This window comes from Marinobacterium nitratireducens (assembly GCF_014645375.1).
In the GTDB taxonomy this organism is placed as follows: Bacteria; Pseudomonadota; Gammaproteobacteria; order Pseudomonadales; family Balneatricaceae; genus Marinobacterium_A; species Marinobacterium_A nitratireducens.
Window position 1 is genome coordinate 180,407 of sequence record NZ_BMLT01000008.1, and the last position, 18,650, is coordinate 199,056.

The following is an 18,650-nucleotide window of genomic DNA, read 5'->3' on the forward strand; positions in this document are numbered from 1 at the left end:
GCGTGCCGCGCCGCCGTCCGCCACCCGATGACAGCCCGCAGGATCGCTGGGTGGTCTCCTATGCCGACTTCATTACCCTGTTGCTGGCGTTCTTCGTCGTCATGTACGCCATTTCGACCGTGAACGAGGAAAAGTATCGCGCGCTGTCAGAGGCCCTGAGCGGCGTGTTCGAGTCGGGCGGCCGTGTAGCCGGCAACGGCGGGCAGCCGCTGGAGGACGATCTGGCGGTGGGCGACAGGCGCGAGCCGGAGGCGCCGCCGATCGAAATCGATGCGCCGGACGAGGCCCGGAGCGAGCAGTTGCGCGCGCTGCTGGACGGACTGCGGCGGCGGTTCTCGCCGCGGATCGACGACGGCGAGATGAAGATCGACGGCAACGACCTCTGGATCACGATCGAACTGCGCGCCGCGCAGTTGTTTCCCAGTGGCAGCGCCCTGCCGCAGATCGAAGCCGATGCGCTGCTGGGCGATATAGCCGAACTGCTGGTCGGACTGGACAACCCGATTCACGTCGAGGGGTTTACCGACGACAGGCCCATCGAAACCGATCAGTTCCCGTCGAACTGGGAACTGTCCGCGGCGCGGGCGGCGGCGGTGGTGCGGATTCTGGCCCTCAACGGGCTGGCGCCGCAGCGCATGGCGGCGGTGGGTTATGGCGAGTATCAGCCGGCCTACAGCAACCGCACCGCGGAGGGGCGCAGTCGCAACCGCCGGGTGGTGGTGGTGATCTCGAGAGATGAGCGAGTGCGCCGGGCGGTGCAGGCGTTCGGCAGTCAGCAGATCAGCACCGATGCGGTGAGCGAACTGCTGCAGCCGGAGCCTGCGTCTCCGCCACCGGCGCTGGAGCAGGTCGAGACGCAATCCGGTGGTATTCTCTACCGCCAGGCCGAGCCTGAGGCGCGGTAGGAGGCGCCTGGCACTCATTCTGTAGGAGCCCACTCTGTGGGCGATCTGCTCTGGAGGCCGGCTCTGATGGTTCGCTCGCGGAGCGAGCTCCTACAGGGAAGGCCCCGGGGGAGCGGCGCATCGGGAGGTGGCTTCGCCGCCGCGAATTGGGTTTGGCGGAATAGATTAAACAGGCCGCTATGCGCGGTTCACAGAACGTAAGGAGCAATATCGGGCAATGAAGGTCTGGTCTGTAGCGAACCAGAAGGGCGGCGTCGGCAAGACCACAACGGTGGTGACGCTGGCGGGACTGCTGGCCGGGGCGGGGCACAGGGTGCTGGTCGTCGACCTCGATCCGCACGGCTCCCTCACCAGCTATTTCCGCTACGATCCGGACGAGCTGGAGCATAGCGTCTTCGAACTGTTTTCGGAGGAGGTGCCGGACCGCAACCGGCTCAAGTCGCTGCTGCTCTCGACCAGCCATGAACGCATCAGTCTGCTGCCGGCTTCCACTGCGCTGGCAACGCTGGAACGTCGCGCCGTCGGCAAGGAGGGCATGGGCTTGCGGGTGGCGCGCGCCTTGCGCCGGCTGGATGGCGAATTCGACCAGGTGCTGATCGACAGTCCGCCGGTCCTCGGTGTGCTGATGGTCAACGCCCTGGCGGCCTGCGAGCGCCTGCTGGTGCCGGTGCAGACCGAGTATCTGGCGCTCAAGGGGCTGGAGCGGATGGTGCGCAGCATCGCCATGATCAACCGCGCCCGCAAGCGCAGGCTCGAATACAGCCTGGTGCCCACCTTCTATGACCGCCGGACCCAGGCCTCGGTCAACTGCCTGCGCGAGCTGCATCGTCAGTACCCGGAGCAGATGGCCGACGTGGTAGTGCCGGTCGACACCAAGTTCCGCAACGCCAGCGTTCAGGGGGTTGTACCCTCGGCGCTCGACCCGAGCAGTCGCGGTGTCGCCGCCTACGCCAAGTTGTTGCGCACGCTGATGGCGCAGCAGGGCAGGAGTGAGGCATGAGTCAGGATATGACCGACAAGCATCCGCAGCGGGTGGTGCAGGATTATCTGGACGCCCTGCTGCTGGACTCCGATGAAGATCCGCCGCAAGACGAAGCGGAAGATAGCGCCGAGCCTGTCGTAGCCGAATGCCCGGAGCCGGAGCCGGAGCCGGAGCCGGAACCGGCCATGGCTGTTGCGAAAGAGCCCGCGCAGCCCTCACCGGCCGCCGGGGACGATGCCGAAAGCCGCGCCGATGCCGCAATGATTGCCGCCTGCGGTATGGAGTCGGACGAGGCGCCAGCGGCGGGTAAAACCCAGCAGTCCCGGGAAGATGGCAGCGATGCCGAGTCGCAGGCCGACGCGCAAATGATCGCGGAGTACGGTGCCCAGGCGCAGGAGGCGAGCGCTGAGGCGCCTTGCGCGGCAGAGGTGTCGGCCGCGCCCGCCAGGCCCGACAATCCCACGCTGATCTATCGCCCCGCGGATCTGGGCGATGAGTTCAACACCGTGCTGGTGCGCATGCACGGCCTGCGGCTCGCGGTGCCCTTCGATCAGGTGCAGGCGGTGCAGCACCTCGATGGCCTTTCTCTGGCGCTGGACCGCGACCACGACTGGGTGCTGGGGCGTTACGAGTCGCGCACCGGGCCCGTGCAGGTGGTCGATACCGCGCTGCGCATGATCCCGGAGCGTTACGATCCCGCTCTGGCGCGTTATCGGGAGGCGCTGGTGCTGAGCGGGCGCCGCTGGGCGCTGGCCTGCGATGAGCTGCTGCAGTCGCTGCAGTTGCGTGCCGATGAGGTCAAATGGAACGGCGATCGCGCCAGCAGACCCTGGCTGCTGGGCACCTGCGCCCGCGAACGCTGCTTCCTGGTCGACGTTCCGGCGCTGCTGGCGCAATTCGACGCGGCCATCTCGGCCCCGGCCGATCGCCGTGATATTCTTTAGCCTTTCGGTCCAGGAAGGTTAAGGTGTCTCACATTACCCTGCTGCTGCTCATCTGCCTGTTGCTGGCGCTGACCACGGTCGGCGCCTGTGCGCTGCTGTACCGGCGCATGAAACAGTACGAGCGCCGGCAGCAGGCGTTGGTCAACGTGCTGCGCAACGAGATCCGCTCGATGACCAGCGGCTCGATCGGCATGGGGCGCCGCATGGTGGAGATCGAGCAGAAGCTCAATATCACCGCCGAGAAACAGCAGGAACTGGAAAACCGCGACCCCGGCGTCCTCGCCTACAACCAGGCCACCCGTCTGATGGAAATGGGCGCCGACGTCGACGACCTCGTCAAAAGCTGCGGCATCGGCCGCCCCGAAGCCGAACTCATGGCGCTGCTGCACCGCGAACTCCAGGCCACCGAAGCCCTCGGCCATAGCTCTAAATCCTGAAGGCGCAGCTCGCTGCGCTCCGTGCGCCCTGCGGTCGCGGTAGAGTAGGGCACCTTGAGCGCAGCGAAACGTGCCGTTGTCATAAAGCCGGCGCAGCTCGCTCCGCTCGGTGCGCCCTACGGTCGTGGTAGATGTAGGGCACCTTGAGCGCAGCGAAACGTGCCTTGTCTCAATCCCGGTAAGGCAAAAGATTGGCAAGGTCGTCATTGGCCCAGTCTTTGGCATAAACGCCCTGTGCAACATACCGGTGAAAAGTCGAATAGGGCCAGTCGGCCACCCGTGTCACCAGTCCGTGCTTGACCGGGTTGATGTGGACGTAATCCAGATGCGCCCGGTAATCACGCTCATCGCGAACCAAGTGCTCCCAGAACCGGCGTTGCCAGATACCGCGCTCGTGGCACGGTTCCCGGGAGCTGCGTGGTATTTCTCTGGAAAAGTAGCTTTTGATCAAGCGCCATCGAATCGCGAAGTCGCAGTCATTGGGCGGAAGCTCGATCAGACAGTGCATATGGTCGGGCAGGACCACCCAGCCGTGAATGCTAAACGGGTGGCTAGCCCGGACTCGTCGAACAGCTTTGCGCAATTCGTTAATATGCTCGACCAAGAGGCGGTTCTTGCACCGTTGCCGCAATGTAACCGTAAAGAAATAGCACCCTCCCGGCTGCCAGACCCGGCGATAATTCGGCATCCTTGCCTCCTGTTTGATGGCGCAGCTCGCTTCGCCCGGTGCGCCCTACGGTTGCGGAGAATGTAGGGCACCTTGAGCGCAGCGAAACGTGCCGTTGTCATAGAACCGGCGCAGCTCGCTTCGCTCGGTGCGCCCTACGGTTGCGGAGAATGTAGGGCACCTTGAGCGCAGCGAAACGTGCCGTTGTCATAAAACCGGCGCAGCTCGCTTCGCTCGGTGCGCCCTACGGTTGCTGAGAATGTAGGGCACCTTGAGTGCAACGAACCGCGCCATTACTTTTCTTCCTGCAAGCCATAGGCGAAGGCGATGACCTCGGCGATGGCGACGTAGAGGGCTTCGGGGATTTCCTCGCCCAGCTCCAGACGTATCAGCACCTCGACCAGCTCCGGGCTTTGGTGGATGTGGACGTCGTGTTCGCGGGCCAGGGCGATGATCTGCTCGGCGATCAGACCACGGCCCTTGGCCGCGACGGTCGGGGCGTTCTGGCTGTCGGGGGTATAGCCGAGCGCGATGGCGCGCTTGTCCGGGTCGCTGTCGTTCATGTCTTCAGATCGATCAGTTGTCGCTGGATGCCGATTTCTTCGCCGGGGGGCTTGCCCTGGCGGCAATGGATCTCGTTTACGCGGATGCCGTGGCTCTCAAGTGCCGCGGCCAGCGGGGCGAGCCCGGCTTCGACCCTGCGCGCGGTGTCGGCGCTCGCCGCCCAGAAGCGGGCGCTCAGCTGACCATCGTCAAGCAGGCGCATTTCCGCGTCGAGCGGTCCGGATGCGTCCAGTTCGAAATGCAGCCGGATGCGCCAGCTGCCCTGCCGCTCGTCGGCCTCCGGAGCGGGGCGTCGGCGCCGCACATCCAGCCGGACGGTTTCGTAGCCGGAAGCTGTGGTCACCGGCAGGTCGAGCCTGAAATGCCGCTCTGCGCTGCCATCGGATTGATCGCTGTTGTGTCGAACGCTGGCGAGCTGCTGCGTCGTGACCCGGGCCAGCAGCGACTCGACAAGCTTTTGCATCGGCTCCCGGGCGTCGGCGGGAAGCTGCTCGCCGAGGCGTGCGAGCTGGCCCAGATAGGTCTTGAGGTCGGCCGCTGGGCGGCCGCCGGGCGGCGTGCGCGCCAGCTGCGCCTCGCTGAAAAAACCGCCCTGCTCGACGGCGCGCCGCGCGGTGGCGGCATCGCGCCGGCCGGGGCGTATCACCAGCAGCTGCAACAGCGCCTGCACCAGCTGCGCGGCCTGCTGGCCATTGGCTGTGGACGGTAGTGGTAGCGCCGCGAGCTTGGCGAGCGCCTCGCCCGTTGGCATCTGCCGCGGCAGGCTGGCGCGAAGGGCGCTGTCGAGCGGGTTGCTGGCGATACCGGCATTGGCGGCGTCTGGAGTGCTGGCGGCCGCCCGGGTCGCGGCCGGGGAGGCGGACAGGCTGATGGCGATCTGACCGCCGGGGTCGCGCCGGACCTGAATGTCGGTACCCGGCGCGATGGCCCGCTGAGTCGCGAGCGTCAGGGCGCCGGCGCCGAGCTGCAGCCGGACGCTGAAGCCCCCGCCTGCCATTTGAGCGAGTTGCAGCACCCGGGCGTTCAGGGTCTGGCCGGCGGGTAGCAGCCGGCTGAGGGATGGCCCGCTGCCGGGCGTCGCCTGCGCCGTCAGATGTGGTACGAAAGTGGATATCACAAACAGATCCAAAGTATCGCTTCAGGAGCTGCGCAGAAGCATTGGGACCTGCTCGCAGCTTCCTCTATAATGGCGAATTTTGTGCGCGGGTATCCTGAGTATAACCCGGTGGCGAGGCAGTTGAGGATTCCCGGTTGGGCGAAGCGTTGTTGAAAGTCGAAAAACTGTTCTGCGAGCGGGATGACCGTATCCTGTTCGACGGCCTTTCGTTCGAGGTGCACGCCGGCGAGGTGTTGCAGATCGAAGGGCAGAACGGCAGCGGCAAGACCACTCTGCTGCGGATACTCAGCGGGCTGTCCCGGAATTTCGACGGCGAAATTTACTGGCGCGGCGAATCGCTGGCCGGGGTGATGCACGACTATCGCGCCTCGCTGTTGTATTTCGGCCATCAGCCGGGGGTCAAGGCCACGCTGACGCCGGAAGAGAACCTCAACTGGTACGCGGCGCTGCATCCGGATATCGACGCCGCCGGCATCGGCGAGGCCCTCGAGCGGGTCGGCCTGGCCGGCTACGAGGATGTGCCCTGTCACAATCTGTCGGCGGGTCAGCACCGGCGCGTCAGTCTGGCGCGGCTCTATCTCAGCCGGGCGCCGTTGTGGATTCTCGACGAGCCCTTCACCGCGATCGACAAAAAAGGCGTCGCGGAGAAGGAGCAGCTGATCCTGAGCCATGCCGCCCGCGGCGGTGCCGCCATCCTGACGACGCACCATGAACTGACGATGACGGGGCTTCGGCGTATCAATCTGGATCACAGGGCCGGAACTTCATGAGCGAGATGGCGACTAACAAGCCGGCTGCAGCGCTCGAACGGCGCCCGGGAACCTTTCGAGCGGCGCTGAAGCGGGATCTGCTGCTGGCGTTTCGCAACCGTCGCGACCTGGTCAACCCGCTGGTGTTTTTCCTGATGGTGGCGACGCTGTTTCCGCTGGGGGTGAGCCCGGAACCTGCGTTTCTGGCGGAGCTGGCGCCCGGGCTGGTCTGGGTCGCGGCGCTGCTGGCGACCCTGCTGTCGATGGACAGCCTGTTCCGTGCCGACTTCGAAGACGGCACCCTGGAGCAGGCGCTGCTGAGCCCGCAGCCGCTGATGCTGGTGGTGCTGGCGCGGGTGACGGCGCACTGGGTGATGACCGGTCTGCCGCTGACGCTGATGGCGCCGCTGCTGGGGCTGATGCTGTTTTTGCCGGCGGAGGGCATGCCGGGACTGATGCTGAGCCTGTTGCTCGGCACCCCGACGCTGAGCCTGATCGGCGCCATCGGCGCGGCCCTGACCGTCGGGTTGCGCAAGGGCGGCATGCTGATATCGCTGCTGGTGCTGCCGCTCTACATTCCGGTGCTGATTTTCGGCTCCGGAGCGGTGCAGGCGGCGGTTACGGGTCTGCCGCTGGCGGGTTACCTGGCGCTGCTGGGCGCCATGCTGGCGCTGGGGCTGGTGCTGGCGCCGCTGGCCATCGCGGCGGCCTTGAGAATTTCTGTAAGCGGATGATGTAACGAGTATGGCTGATAAAAAATGGATGCCGCGCTGGTTTTACCAGCTGGCCTCGCCGCGCTGGTGCTACGGCATCACCGGCAAGCTGCTGCCGGTCTTCGCGGTGCTGGCGGCGGTGCTGCTGCTGGGCGGTACCGTCTGGGCGCTGCTGTTCGCACCGGCCGACTACCAGCAGGGCAACAGCTTCCGCATTATTTACATTCATGTGCCGTCGGCGATTCTGGCGCAGTCCTGTTACATGCTGATGGCCATTGCCGGCGCCATCGGGCTGATCTGGAAAATGAAGGTCGCCGACATGGTGGCCAAGTCCTGCGCCCCTATCGGTGCCTCCATGGCGCTGCTGGCGTTGGCCACGGGCGCAATCTGGGGCAAGCCGACCTGGGGCTCCTGGTGGGTCTGGGACGCGCGTCTGACCTCGATGCTGATACTGCTGTTCCTGTATTTCGGCATCATGGCGCTGCACGCCGCGATCGAGGACGCCACCACGGCGGCGCAATCCACCGCGGTGCTGGCGCTGGTGGGGCTGGTGAACATTCCGATCATCAAGTATTCGGTGGAGTGGTGGAACACCCTGCACCAGCCGGCGACCTTCAAGCTGACCGAACGGCCGGCGATGCCCGCCGAGATGTGGTTGCCGCTGTTGGTGATGGTGCTCGGTTTCTACTGCTTTTTCGCCGTATCGCTGATGCTGCGGTTGCGCCACGAGATTCTCGCTCGCGAGCGCCGCGCAGGCTGGGTGCGGGAGCTGGTTGAGTGCAGGTGACCGGTTATGCGTAACGCGGCGGCACGCAATGGCGCGGTGCGCTTCGCTTTCCCGGCAATTGCTCCTGCATTGCCAGGATTTCCGCCGTCCTTGGCGGTTACCGGCACCCTACGCGCGTTCCGACCATGTAGGGCACCCTGAGCGGAGCGAAGCGTGCCGAAAATGGCGGCGCAGCTCGCTTCGCTCGGTGCGCCCTACACGTTTTTCGACCATGTAGGGTGCTGCTGAGCGGAGCGAAGCGCACCGCACCACGAATATTCCGGTAGCTTCGCCGCGAGGCGCGGCTCCCACAAGTTGAGTTGCAGAGGTAAAGGTGAAGTTCGATAGTCTGGCCGATTTTCTGGCGATGGGGGGGCACGGGCTCTATGTCTGGCTGGCCTATGGCATCGCCCTGGTAATCCTGGTGCTCAACGTGCTGCAACCCTGGCGCCTGACCCGGCAGTTTTTTACTGAACAGTCGCGACGCCTGCGACGGGAGAAGAAGTTGTCATGACCCCCAAACGCAAGCAACGGCTGGTGATCGTGCTGGCCATTCTGGTCGGTGTCTCGGTCGCGGTCGGCCTGGCGCTGTTCGCGCTGAGCCAGAACATCAATCTGTTCTATTCGCCGACGCAGATCGCCCAGGGCGAGGCGCCCAGGGATACCCGCATCCGCGCCGGCGGCATGGTGGTCGAGGGAAGCGTGCTGCGCGCCAGCGATTCGCTGCAGGTGCGCTTCGAGCTGACCGACTACGCCGAGACGGTGCCGGTGGAGTTCACCGGCATACTGCCGGACCTGTTCCGCGAAGGTCAGGGGATCGTCGCCCAGGGCTCGCTCGACAATCAGGGCGTGTTCCAGGCCGTCGAAGTGCTGGCCAAGCATGACGAGAACTACATGCCGCCGGAAGTCGCCGAGGCGCTGCAGGCGTCGGGCAAGATGCCGCAACCCGAGGCGGAGGTATTCAACAAATGATTCCGGAGCTTGGTGAATACTCCCTGATACTGGCGCTGTGCCTGTCCGCGCTGCTGGCGGTGGTACCGCTGGTCGGCGCCACCACCGGCAACCGTCTGTGGATGAGCTACGCGCGGCCGCTGGCGCGGGCGCAGTTTCTGTTTCTCGGCGTCAGCATGGCCTGCCTGGTCCAGGCGTTCCTGAGCGACGATTTCTCCGTCGCCTACGTCGCCGGCAACTCCAATACCGCGCTGCCGTACTACTACAAGTTCAGCGCCGTCTGGGGCGGTCACGAAGGCTCGCTGCTGCTGTGGGTACTGATTCTCGGCGGCTGGACCTGGGCGGTGGCGGCCAAGAGCGAGGACCTGCCGCTGGATATCGTGGCGCGGGTGCTGAGCGTGATGGGAATGATCGGCGTCGGCTTCATCCTGTTCACGCTGCTGACCTCGAGCCCGTTCGAGCGCCTGCTGCCGAATGCCCCCGCCGAAGGCGGCGACCTCAACCCGCTGCTGCAGGATTTCGGCCTGATCGTGCATCCGCCGATGCTCTACATGGGCTATGTCGGCTTTTCCGTTGCCTTCGCCTTCGCCATTGCGGCGCTGCTCAGCGGTCGTCTCGACGCCGCCTGGGCGCGCTGGTCGCGTCCCTGGACGGTGGTGGCCTGGGCCTTCCTCACGCTCGGCATCGCGCTCGGCAGCTGGTGGGCCTACTACGAACTCGGCTGGGGCGGCTGGTGGTTCTGGGATCCGGTGGAAAACGCCTCCTTCATGCCCTGGCTCATCGGCACCGCGCTGGTGCACAGCCTGATCGTCACCGAGAAACGCGGGGTGTTCAAAAGCTGGACGGTGCTGCTGGCGATCTTCGCCTTCTCGCTGAGCCTGCTCGGCACCTTCCTGGTCCGCTCCGGCGTGCTGACCTCGGTACACGCCTTCGCCACCGATCCGGAGCGCGGTTACTTCGTGCTGGCGCTGCTGGGCATCAGCATTGGCGGCTCGCTGCTGCTGTACGCGCTGCGCGCCGGTCACGTGAAGAGCGAATCGAGCTTCTCGCTGCTGTCGCGCGAAACCATGCTGCTGATCAACAACATCGTGTTGGTGGTGGTGTGTCTGATGGTGCTGCTCGGCACCGTCTATCCGCTGCTGATGGATGCGCTGGGTCTGGGCAAGATTTCGGTGGGGCCGCCGTATTTCAACAGCCTGTTCATACCGCTGATGTCGGTCATGATCGTCTTCCTCGGGCTTGGCACCGTGGCGCGCTGGAAACATACCCGGGCGGGGCAGCTGGTGGAGAAGCTCTGGCTGCCGGCGCTGCTGTCGCTGGTCACCGGTGTGGCGGTGTCCTTCCTCGCCGGCGAGAGCTTCAATGTCGCCGTGGCGCTGGCGGTGATGCTGGCGGCCTGGGTGTTCTTCAGCCAGCTGCGTGATATCTACGCCAAGCTGCGCAGCAAGTCGAACCCGGTCGCGGGCCTGCGAGCGCTTTCGCGCAGCTACTGGGCGATGCAGCTTGCCCATATCGGCGTTGCCGTCACCATCGTCGGGATCACCATGGTGTCGGTCTACAGCGATGCCCGTGATCTGCGCATGGCGCCCGGCGACAGCATCGGCTTCGGCCCCTACACCTTTGTCTACGACGGCGTGCGCGAGCACAAGGGGCCCAACTACGTGTCCGACAAGGCGCAGATCCGCGTCATGAAAGACGGCACCGAGTACACCCGTATGCACCCGGAAAAGCGCTTTTACAACGCCCGCGGCAACATCATGACCGAAGCGGCCATCGATCCGGGCTTCACCCGCGATCTGTATGTCGCCATGGGCGAGTCGCTCGGCGACGATGCCTGGGCGATCCGCGTGCAGTACAAGCCCTACGTGCGCTGGATTTGGCTCGGCGGTCTGCTGATGACCGCCGGCGGCCTGCTGGCGGCCACCGATCCGCGCTACCGCAAGCAGGCGCGTCGTGAAGCGCAGCGCGCCAAGGCGCAGAGTGAGATCAACGCAGAAGGAACCACGGCATGATGCGACGACTGATCCTCTTTTTCCCGCTGCTCGTTTTCTTCGGCCTGGGCATTTTCCTCTGGCGCGGTCTGCAGCTGGATCCGACCGAGCTGCCGTCGGCGCTGATCGGCAAGCCGATGCCGGCGTTTCAGCTCAGCTCGCTGTACGACGAGAACCAGACCCTGACCGAGAACGATCTTCGGGGCACGCCCGCGCTGCTGAATGTCTGGGCCACCTGGTGCCCGACCTGCAAGCAGGAACACGACCAGCTCAACAAGATCGCCCGCGAAGAAGGCGTGACCATCTACGGCATCAATTACAAGGACGACCGCGCCAAGGCCAACGACTGGCTGCAGCGCTACCAGGACCCCTACGCCCGGAACATCTTCGACCCCAAGGGCACTCTGGGGCTTGACCTTGGCGTTTACGGTGCGCCCGAGACCTACGTGCTCGACAAGGACGGCATCATCCGCTACCGCCATGTCGGCGAAGTCAACGAGAAGGTCTGGCAGCAGCTGCGTGAGGTGATGCAGCAGCTCGACGGAGGCGCTTCATGATCAGCGGCCTGTCGAACCGGGCTCTGGCCCGAAAGGCCAGATGCCTGCTGCTCATGCTGGCGTTCTGGCTGCCGCTGACGGCCCAGGCCGCGATCGATGCCTTCGAGTTCCGCGACGATGCGACCCGCGAGCGCTTTGCAGACTTGACGGCCGAGCTGCGCTGCCCCAAGTGCCAGAATCAGAATATCGCCGATTCCAACTCGCCCATCGCCTCCGACCTGCGCCACGAGATCTATCGCATGCTGCAGGACGGCGCCACGGATGATGAAATCGTCGATTTCATGGTGGCCCGTTACGGCGAATTCGTGCTCTATCGGCCGCGTCTGGACAACCAGACCCTGCTGCTCTGGTACGGGCCCTTCGGGCTGCTGCTGATCGGTGCCATCGTGGTGCTGGTGTTGACGCGCAAGCGCCGTGACGCCGGCGACGATCCGGCGCATCCGGAGCACCACCTTTCCGAGGCCGAGCAACGGCGCCTCGACCAACTGCTGAAACAGGATGAGAAGTAATGGCGGGTCTGTGGACCGGAATAGCCGTGCTGACCGTGCTTGCGGTCGCCTTTGTGATACTGCCGCTGCTGCGCGCCCGACGCCTCGAACAGGACCGGCTGGCGGAGGATCGTGATCACCAGAATATTCACATCTTTCGCGAGCGCCTGGCGGAGCTGGAGCAGGAACAGGCCCTCGGCAACCTGGGCGCGGCGGATTTCGCCGAGCTGAAGCTCGAACTCGAGCGTAATCTGCTGCAGGACGTGGGTACGCCTGCGAAAACCGCCAGCCGCAGCGGCGTCGGTCGGGGTCACTGGGTCGGCGCGCTGCTGATGGCGGTGCTGTTACCGCTGTCGGCGCTGGCCATCTACTGGCAGCTGGGCAGCGCGCCCAAGCTGCAGCTGGCGCTGGAGCGTCAGGCCAATCCCGATCCCTTCGACGGTCGCACGCCGACGCTGGAAGAAGCAGTGGCGCAGCTCGAGCACGAGCTGGAGCTGAACCCGGAGAACCCGGAAGGCTGGTACCTGCTGGGCACCACCTACATGGGCCAGCAGCGCTACGACGACAGCGTCTCGGCGTTCACCCGGGTGCTGGAGCTGTTGCCGCAGGAGGCGCCGCAGTATGCCGGCGTGCTTGGTCAGTACGCCCAGGCGCTCTATTTCGCCAACGACGGCAAGATGGACGATCGCATCCGTCACCAGGTCGAGCAGGCGCTGGTGCTCAACCCCGACGAGGTCACTTCCCTGGGGCTGCTCGGAATCGACGCCTTCGAAAATCAGCGTTTTGCCGAGGCCGTCGATTACTGGGGACGCGCCCTGCAGGGCGCCGACGCCGGGGCGCAGAACTCGCTGCGAGCAGGTATCGAGCGAGCCCGTCAGGAACTTGAGGCGCGCGGGGAGGCGGTGCCCGAGGTGCCGGGGCTCGAACCTGCGGAAATACGGCTCTCGGTGCGGCTTGGCGATGGCATCGGCCAGGATCTGGCGCCGGATCAGACGGTGTTCGTGTTCGCCCGTCCGGTGGGTGGACGCATGCCGCTGGCCGCGCTCAAGCTGCAGGTGTCGGACCTGCCGCGCCAGGTGGTGCTGGACGACAGCCTGGCCATGACGCCCCAGGCACGCCTCTCCACCGTCGACGAGGTTGAAGTCAGCGCGCGAATTTCCATGAGCGGCGATCCGGCGGCGCAGAGCGGCGACCTCTATGGCACCCTGAGCCCGGTTGCGGTAAAAGGGGGAAGTGAAGTCCTCGAGCTGGTGATCGACCAGGTCGTGGAGTAGGGGCGCCGCTCCTACGGGTGTGCGGAGTTGGGTCGCTCTTGTAGGAGTCGCGCACCCAAACTTACGGGCACTTCCCCGCGGCGAATAAAACCGGCAGCGCGCCAAAGCGTTCGCGGCGGGGCGCCGCTCCTACGGGTGTGCGGAGTTGGGTCGCTCTCGTAGGAGTCGCGCCCCGCGACGAACAAAACCGGCAACGCGCTAAAGCGTTCGCGGCGGGGAAGTGCCCTTTGGGTGCGCAGCTCATACGGGTGTGCGCAGTTGGGTCGCTCTTGAAGGAGTCGCGCACTGCGACGAACAAAACCGGCAGCGCGCCAAAACGTTCGCGGCGGGGAAGTGCCCTTTGGGTGCGCCGCTCCTACGGGTGTGCGGAGTTGGGTCGCTCTTGTAGGAGTCGCGCCCCGCGACGAATAAAATCGGCAACGCGCCAAAGCGTTCGCGGCGGGGCGGCGCTCCTACGGGTTTGCGCAGTTGGGTCGCTCTTGTAGGAGTCGCGCACCCAAACTTGCGGGCACCTCCCCGCGACGAACAAAACCGGCAACGCGCCAAAGCGTTCGCGGCGCAGGGGTAAATCGTACAGGTTGTGGTGAGGTTACGGCTCGGTCTATAGTTATCGGGGCTTGCAGCCGTTGTAGTCGGCGCCGTTCAGCGGGCGCCAGTCAGTCAATCGTGGGATAGCAGCGGGATTATGGACATCAGCCTCAGAGAGTGGCTTGTTATCGGCGGCGTGATTGTCATTGCGCTGATCATCTTCGATGGATGGCGGCGTGTCAGGGGCGGCCGGGACAGCCTGCGCATGGATATCGACCGGCGCTTCCGGGATCTGCCCGACGAGCCGGAAGAGCAGCAGAGCAACCCAGAGTTGCCTTACGGCGGCGCCCGCGTCGCGGGAGACGCGACCGATGCGGCGCTGGCCAGGGACGCGGCGGAGCCCGCGCCGCGCAGGGCCCCCATGCGCGAGAGCCGGGAACGTATCGAGCCGACCTTCGGCAGTGCCCGCGACGATGCCCCCCGCGAAGATTTCGAAAGCCCCGCCTTTGCACCCGAAGCGGTGCCGGCCGCCCGAGGCGAAGTGGATCCCTCGCTGAATCTCGGCGCTCAGGTCGACGATTTCGATGATTACGAGGACGATCTTGGCAGGCCCCGTCGCGCTTCTGCCGAGCCGAAGGTTCAGGCCAGAGCCCAGGCCGCCGCCGAGGCGCCCGTGAAAACCGCAGAGCCCGGGCAGCAGCCGGGCGCCGCGGAAACGCCGCGGGGGCCTTTCGCGCGCAAACCGCTCGAAGAGGTCGATCCGCTGTTCGACGAAGTGCCGGACGACTATTCCTTTCATGAGCCGTCTGTGCCGCACGAGCCGTCGCAGGATGAAACCGTGCAGCCGAAGCCTGCTGCTGTAGCGCCGCCGCCCGCCGCCGAGCCCGAAACCCCTGCATTCGATCTGGAAAAGCCGGTGCCCATGCTGATGGAGCGCGCCCGCAAGCCGCGAGGTGCGGTGGCGCCGGAATCTGTTTCGGCGCCGCAGCCGGAAACGCCCAAAGCGCCTGATGCCGCTGCCGGACAGGAAGCGCCAGCGCGTCCGCGCCCGGTTCCGGCCGCCCAGCCGGCCGCGGCGGAAAAGCCGCAGCAGGACTCGCTGTTCAATGAAGCCGAGTCGGCCACGCCTTCCGAGCCTGCAGCGGCCGCCGACGAAACTTTCGAACTGCCGGATCCCGAGCACGTTCTGGTGATTACGGTGGTCTCCAGCGCCCCGGAAGGTTTCCCCGGCGCGGGGCTGAACCGGATACTGACGGCCTGCGACCTGCGTCTGGGCAGCATGCGTATTTTTCACCGCCACGAGGATGGCAGCGACAGCGGTCCGGTCCAGTTCAGTATGGCCAATGCCGTCAATCCGGGCACCTTCGACCCGGCGACCATCGACAGTATGCATACCCCCGGGGTGAGCTTTTTCATGTCGATGGAGCAGCCCCGCGACGTGATGAACGCCTTCGAGTGCATGCTGGCGACCGCGGAAACCCTGGCGCGGCACCTCAACGGCGACCTGCTCGATGAAAACCGTTCGGTGCTGCGGCCCCAGACCAAGGAACATTACCGCCAGCGCATCCGCGACTTCGAAATGCACAACCGCAGCCGTCGCAGTGCCTCCCGGGCGTGATCACGAAGGTTGTTACGTTGTTGAATCGGTGCGGTTCGTTTCACTCACCGGCACCCTACGGGGGCGGAAACTCTGTAGGGTGCCGGTAAGCGAAGCGCACCGCACCAGCGACGAGTGGCGCCCTACATCCTTGCAAGCTCAATCATATCCAGGAACTCCTTGATTCAATGTGTTCGGCAGTCTCGATTGAACAGGACGTGCAGCAGCTGCGCGACCAACTGAACCACCACAATTACCGCTACTACGTGCTCGACGACCCCGAGCTGCCCGATGCCGAATACGACCGCCTGTTCCAGCGCCTGAAGCAGCTCGAAGCCGAGCATCCCGAACTGGTCACGCCGACCTCGCCGACCCAGCGTGTCGGTGCGCGCCCGGCCAGCGGCTTCACCGAGGTGCAGCACGAACTGCCGATGCTGTCGCTCGACAACGCATTCGAGGCCCAGGATCTGCGGGATTTCGTGCGCCGGGTGCAGGAGCGCCTCGGCCTGTCGTCGGATGCCGACATCGCCTTTGCCTGCGAACCCAAGCTCGACGGCATCGCCGTCAGCCTGCTGTACGAGGACGGCGTGCTGGTGCGCGCGGCGACCCGGGGCGATGGTACTACCGGAGAAGACATTACCCAGAACGTGCGCACGCTGCGTACGGTGCCGCTGCAGCTGAACGACGGCGACTGGCCGCGCCGGCTCGAAGTGCGCGGCGAGATCTACATGCCGCGCGCCGGATTCGAAGCGCTGAACGCGCGCCAGCGCGAGCGCGACGAGAAAACCTTCGTCAACCCACGCAACGCCGCCGCCGGCAGCCTGCGCCAGCTCGATCCGCGCATCACCGCCGACCGGCCGCTGGAAATGTGCAGCTACAGCACCGGCATCGTCGAGGGCGGCGAGCTGCCGGCAAGCCATTACGAGACGCTGGAACTGCTGCACCGCTGGGGCTTTCGCATCAACCCCGAAATGCGGCTGGTGCAGGGCGTCGAGGGCTGTCTGGAATACTACGAGGATCTGGCCGCGAGACGCGACAGCCTCGCCTACGATATCGACGGCATCGTGTTCAAGGTCGACGACCGGGCGCAGCAGCAGCAGCTGGGCTTCGTGTCGCGGGCGCCGCGCTGGGCCATCGCCCACAAATTTCCGGCGCAGGAGGAGATGACCCGCGTGCGGGCGGTCGAGTTCCAGGTCGGCCGCACCGGCGCGGTGACGCCGGTGGCGAGGCTGGAGCCGGTGTTCGTCGGCGGCGTCACGGTCAGCAATGCCACCCTGCACAATATGGACGAGATCGCGCGGCTCGGGCTCAAGGTTGGCGACAGCGTCGTGGTGCGGCGCGCCGGCGATGTCATTCCGCAGGTGGTACGGGTGCTGCCGGAGCGGCGCGACGGCAGCGAGACCGAGGTCGGGATACCGGCAAGCTGCCCGGTGTGCGGCTCCGATATCGAGCGCACCCAGCTCATCAAGCGCGGCAAGGGCAAGGAGGCGGTCAGCCAAGGCTCGATCTACCGCTGCGTTGGCCGTCTGGCGTGCCAGGCACAGCTCAAGCAGGCCATCATTCACTTCGTGTCGCGCCGCGCGATGGATATCGAAGGCCTCGGAGACAAGAACGTCGACCAGTTGGTCGAGTGTGGGCTGGTGCGCTCGCCGGCGGATCTGTACCGACTGAAAATCGCCGACTTCAGGGGGCTGGAGGGCTTCGCGGAGCTCTCGTCCAGCAACCTCTACAAGGCCATTCAGGCGCGTCGCGAGGTGCCGCTGGCGCGTTTCATCTACGCTTTGGGCATACCGGAAGTCGGTGATGGCACCGCGCGGGCGCTGGCGCAGCAGCTTGGCAGCCTGGAGCGCATCGCCCGGGCGCTGCCGCTGGTGCTGACCTGGCTGCCGGATATCGGTCTGGAGGTCGCCCACGAGATCCGCAACTTCTTCACCGATGCCCATAACCGGCAGGTTATCGACGAGCTGACGGACCTGGGCGTCAAGCCCGAACAGAGCGGCGAGCTGTCGCCGGCGCTCAGGGGCAGCACGACGCTGGCAGAGCTGCTGGTGAAACTGAACATTCCCTATGTCGCGAAAACCGGGGCCGAACTGCTGGCAGGCCACTTCGGCTCGCTCGATGCGCTGCTGGAGGCCGACGAGGAGCAGCTACAGTCCGTTGCCAAGTTGTCGAAACGGGCCCGTGAGGCGCTTCTCGGGCAGCTTGAGGATGAAGACTGGTGTCGTGAGGCCCGTGCGGTCGAGAAGCAGCTGCTGGAGTTCGGCATGCACTGGAGCTGTCAGAGCGAGGCTGCGGGCGAAAGCTCTCAGCCGCTGGCCGATCAGACCTGGGTACTGACCGGCACGCTGGAGCGCATGACCCGCGATGAGGCCAAGGAACAGCTGCTGTCGCTGGGGGCGAAGGTCTCCGGCAGCGTATCGAAGAAAACCGAATGCGTGGTGGCCGGCCCCGGTGCCGGTTCGAAACTCGCCAAGGCGGAATCGCTCGGCGTCAGGGTAATAGACGAAGGAGAGTTCATTGACCTGTTGCAGCAATATGGAATCAGTAGTTAGGCAATCCCTGCGTCTGCTGCCGTTCACCCTGCTGTCCGGCTGCTCCATGCTGCCGTTCGGCGGCACGGCGGAGCCCCCGCCACCGCCGACCTGCGAGCTGGTCGCCGATCATGGCGGTCTGCGCCTGGCGCTGCAGGATGCCCGCGCCAACTGGGGATTGCCGCCTGAGCTTGGCCTTGCGCTGCTGGAGCCGCCGCTGGGGCGCGACAAGCGCCGCCATGTGCTGCCTTACGGCAACGCCTGGGACGAGTACCGTATCGCTACCGGCAACTGGTCGGCCGAAACGTCGGATCTCGACGATGCCGTCGACTTTCTGGGCTGGAACGCGGCGCGCAACCGTGAACTGCTCAAGCTCGACTGGAGCCAGACGCAGGCCTTCTACCTGGCTTACAGACTCGGCCCCGGCGCCTACAATCAGGGTGTGTATCGGGGAATATGGCTGGAGAAGGAAGCCGAGCGCGTCGCGGCTCAGGCCGAGATCTACACCCGCGAACTGCAACAGTGCCCCGACCTGGTCCAGCCCAACCGCTGGGAATGGCAGCGTCTCTGGAGGTGGTTTTGATCATTCCGCATCGCGATCTTTCGCCCGACACCCTGGACAACCTGATCAGCGAGTTCGTCACCCGCGACGGTACCGACTACGGCGAGGTCGAAACGCCGCTGGCGCGGCGCATCGCCCAGGTGCGCCAGCAGCTCGACAGCGGTCGCGCGGTGATCCTGTTCAGCGAAAGTACAGGGCAGTGCAATATAGTGGAGAAAGACAAACTGCGCGACGCTTGACAGGTGACAGGTGACAGGTGACAGGTGACAGGTGACGCGCGCATTGCAATTTATCCTGTCGCATCGCCCGGTGCGGTTCGTTGCACTC

The 18,650-nt window shown here is 65.4% G+C and carries 20 protein-coding genes; 17 read left to right on the forward strand and 3 right to left on the reverse strand.

Annotated elements, in window-relative coordinates:
- Positions 1-2 precede the first annotated feature (2 nt).
- From motD to IEX85_RS16305, 4 genes are all read left to right on the forward strand, one after another.
- Complete coding sequence (gene motD / locus IEX85_RS16290) at positions 3-905, forward strand: flagellar motor protein MotD (RefSeq protein ID WP_188861670.1); 903 nt, start codon at positions 3-5, stop codon at positions 903-905.
- A gap of 217 nt (positions 906-1,122) precedes the next feature.
- Positions 1,123-1,905, forward strand: a complete 783-nt coding sequence (locus IEX85_RS16295) for a ParA family protein (RefSeq protein ID WP_188861671.1) — start codon at positions 1,123-1,125, stop codon at positions 1,903-1,905.
- Positions 1,902-2,831 (forward strand): chemotaxis protein CheW, encoded by a 930-nt coding sequence (locus IEX85_RS16300; protein WP_188861672.1) that lies wholly within the window; start codon positions 1,902-1,904, stop codon positions 2,829-2,831. The genes IEX85_RS16295 and IEX85_RS16300 overlap by 4 nt, the downstream gene beginning before the upstream one ends.
- 23 nt (positions 2,832-2,854) lie before the next feature.
- A complete protein-coding gene (locus tag IEX85_RS16305) occupies positions 2,855-3,268 on the forward strand; it encodes a DUF2802 domain-containing protein (RefSeq protein WP_229721967.1) in 414 nt (137 codons plus the stop codon).
- Between the two features lie 169 nt (positions 3,269-3,437).
- Here IEX85_RS16305 and IEX85_RS16310 read toward each other — a convergent pair whose 3' ends face one another.
- The 3 genes from IEX85_RS16310 to fliK all read right to left on the reverse strand — a co-directional run bounded on the left by IEX85_RS16310 (position 3,438) and on the right by fliK (position 5,616).
- A complete protein-coding gene (locus IEX85_RS16310; RefSeq protein WP_188861673.1) occupies positions 3,438-3,956 on the reverse strand; it encodes an REP-associated tyrosine transposase in 519 nt (172 codons plus the stop codon).
- 272 nt (positions 3,957-4,228) lie between these two features.
- Positions 4,229-4,498 (reverse strand): EscU/YscU/HrcU family type III secretion system export apparatus switch protein, encoded by a 270-nt coding sequence (locus tag IEX85_RS16315; protein ID WP_188861674.1) that lies wholly within the window; start codon positions 4,496-4,498, stop codon positions 4,229-4,231.
- Positions 4,495-5,616 carry a flagellar hook-length control protein FliK gene (gene fliK / locus IEX85_RS16320; RefSeq protein WP_188861675.1) on the reverse strand — a complete coding sequence of 374 codons (1,122 nt, stop codon included), beginning with the start codon at positions 5,614-5,616 and terminating at the stop codon, positions 4,495-4,497. Before fliK ends, IEX85_RS16315 begins: the two co-directional genes overlap by 4 nt.
- Before the next feature lie 134 nt (positions 5,617-5,750).
- Here fliK and ccmA point away from each other — a divergent pair, with 134 nt between their 5' ends.
- From ccmA to IEX85_RS16385, 13 genes are all read left to right on the forward strand, one after another.
- Positions 5,751-6,386 carry a cytochrome c biogenesis heme-transporting ATPase CcmA gene (ccmA, locus tag IEX85_RS16325; RefSeq protein WP_188861676.1) on the forward strand — a complete coding sequence of 212 codons (636 nt, stop codon included), beginning with the start codon at positions 5,751-5,753 and terminating at the stop codon, positions 6,384-6,386.
- Positions 6,387-6,391: 5 nt separating this feature from the next.
- Complete coding sequence (gene ccmB / locus IEX85_RS16330; protein ID WP_188861677.1) at positions 6,392-7,099, forward strand: heme exporter protein CcmB; 708 nt, start codon at positions 6,392-6,394, stop codon at positions 7,097-7,099.
- A gap of 10 nt (positions 7,100-7,109) precedes the next feature.
- Entirely contained in the window at positions 7,110-7,865 is a 756-nt protein-coding gene (locus IEX85_RS16335; protein WP_308425655.1) for a heme ABC transporter permease, read from the forward strand.
- 313 nt (positions 7,866-8,178) lie between these two features.
- Positions 8,179-8,358 carry a heme exporter protein CcmD gene (gene ccmD, locus IEX85_RS16340; RefSeq protein ID WP_188861678.1) on the forward strand — a complete coding sequence of 60 codons (180 nt, stop codon included), beginning with the start codon at positions 8,179-8,181 and terminating at the stop codon, positions 8,356-8,358.
- On the forward strand, positions 8,355-8,816 hold the full coding sequence (ccmE, locus tag IEX85_RS16345) for a cytochrome c maturation protein CcmE (RefSeq protein WP_188861679.1): 462 nt from the start codon (positions 8,355-8,357) through the stop codon (positions 8,814-8,816). Before ccmD ends, ccmE begins: the two co-directional genes overlap by 4 nt.
- The gene (locus IEX85_RS16350) at positions 8,813-10,807 is read left to right on the forward strand and encodes a heme lyase CcmF/NrfE family subunit (protein ID WP_188861680.1); all 1,995 of its coding nucleotides are present in this window, start codon (positions 8,813-8,815) and stop codon (positions 10,805-10,807) included. Before ccmE ends, IEX85_RS16350 begins: the two co-directional genes overlap by 4 nt.
- Complete coding sequence (locus IEX85_RS16355) at positions 10,807-11,343, forward strand: DsbE family thiol:disulfide interchange protein (RefSeq protein WP_188861746.1); 537 nt, start codon at positions 10,807-10,809, stop codon at positions 11,341-11,343. The genes IEX85_RS16350 and IEX85_RS16355 overlap by 1 nt, the downstream gene beginning before the upstream one ends.
- A complete protein-coding gene (locus IEX85_RS16360) occupies positions 11,340-11,852 on the forward strand; it encodes a cytochrome c-type biogenesis protein (protein ID WP_373290926.1) in 513 nt (170 codons plus the stop codon). Before IEX85_RS16355 ends, IEX85_RS16360 begins: the two co-directional genes overlap by 4 nt.
- Positions 11,852-13,105 carry a c-type cytochrome biogenesis protein CcmI gene (ccmI, locus tag IEX85_RS16365; protein WP_188861681.1) on the forward strand — a complete coding sequence of 418 codons (1,254 nt, stop codon included), beginning with the start codon at positions 11,852-11,854 and terminating at the stop codon, positions 13,103-13,105. Before IEX85_RS16360 ends, ccmI begins: the two co-directional genes overlap by 1 nt.
- A 685-nt stretch (positions 13,106-13,790) precedes the next feature.
- Positions 13,791-15,251 carry a cell division protein ZipA gene (zipA, locus tag IEX85_RS16370; protein WP_188861682.1) on the forward strand — a complete coding sequence of 487 codons (1,461 nt, stop codon included), beginning with the start codon at positions 13,791-13,793 and terminating at the stop codon, positions 15,249-15,251.
- A 167-nt stretch (positions 15,252-15,418) separates the two neighbouring features.
- A complete protein-coding gene (gene ligA / locus IEX85_RS16375) occupies positions 15,419-17,782 on the forward strand; it encodes an NAD-dependent DNA ligase LigA (RefSeq protein ID WP_188861683.1) in 2,364 nt (787 codons plus the stop codon).
- On the forward strand, positions 17,766-18,344 hold the full coding sequence (locus IEX85_RS16380) for a transglycosylase SLT domain-containing protein (RefSeq protein ID WP_188861684.1): 579 nt from the start codon (positions 17,766-17,768) through the stop codon (positions 18,342-18,344). The genes ligA and IEX85_RS16380 overlap by 17 nt, the downstream gene beginning before the upstream one ends.
- A complete protein-coding gene (locus IEX85_RS16385) occupies positions 18,341-18,562 on the forward strand; it encodes a YheU family protein (RefSeq protein WP_188861685.1) in 222 nt (73 codons plus the stop codon). Before IEX85_RS16380 ends, IEX85_RS16385 begins: the two co-directional genes overlap by 4 nt.
- Positions 18,563-18,650 lie beyond the last annotated feature (88 nt).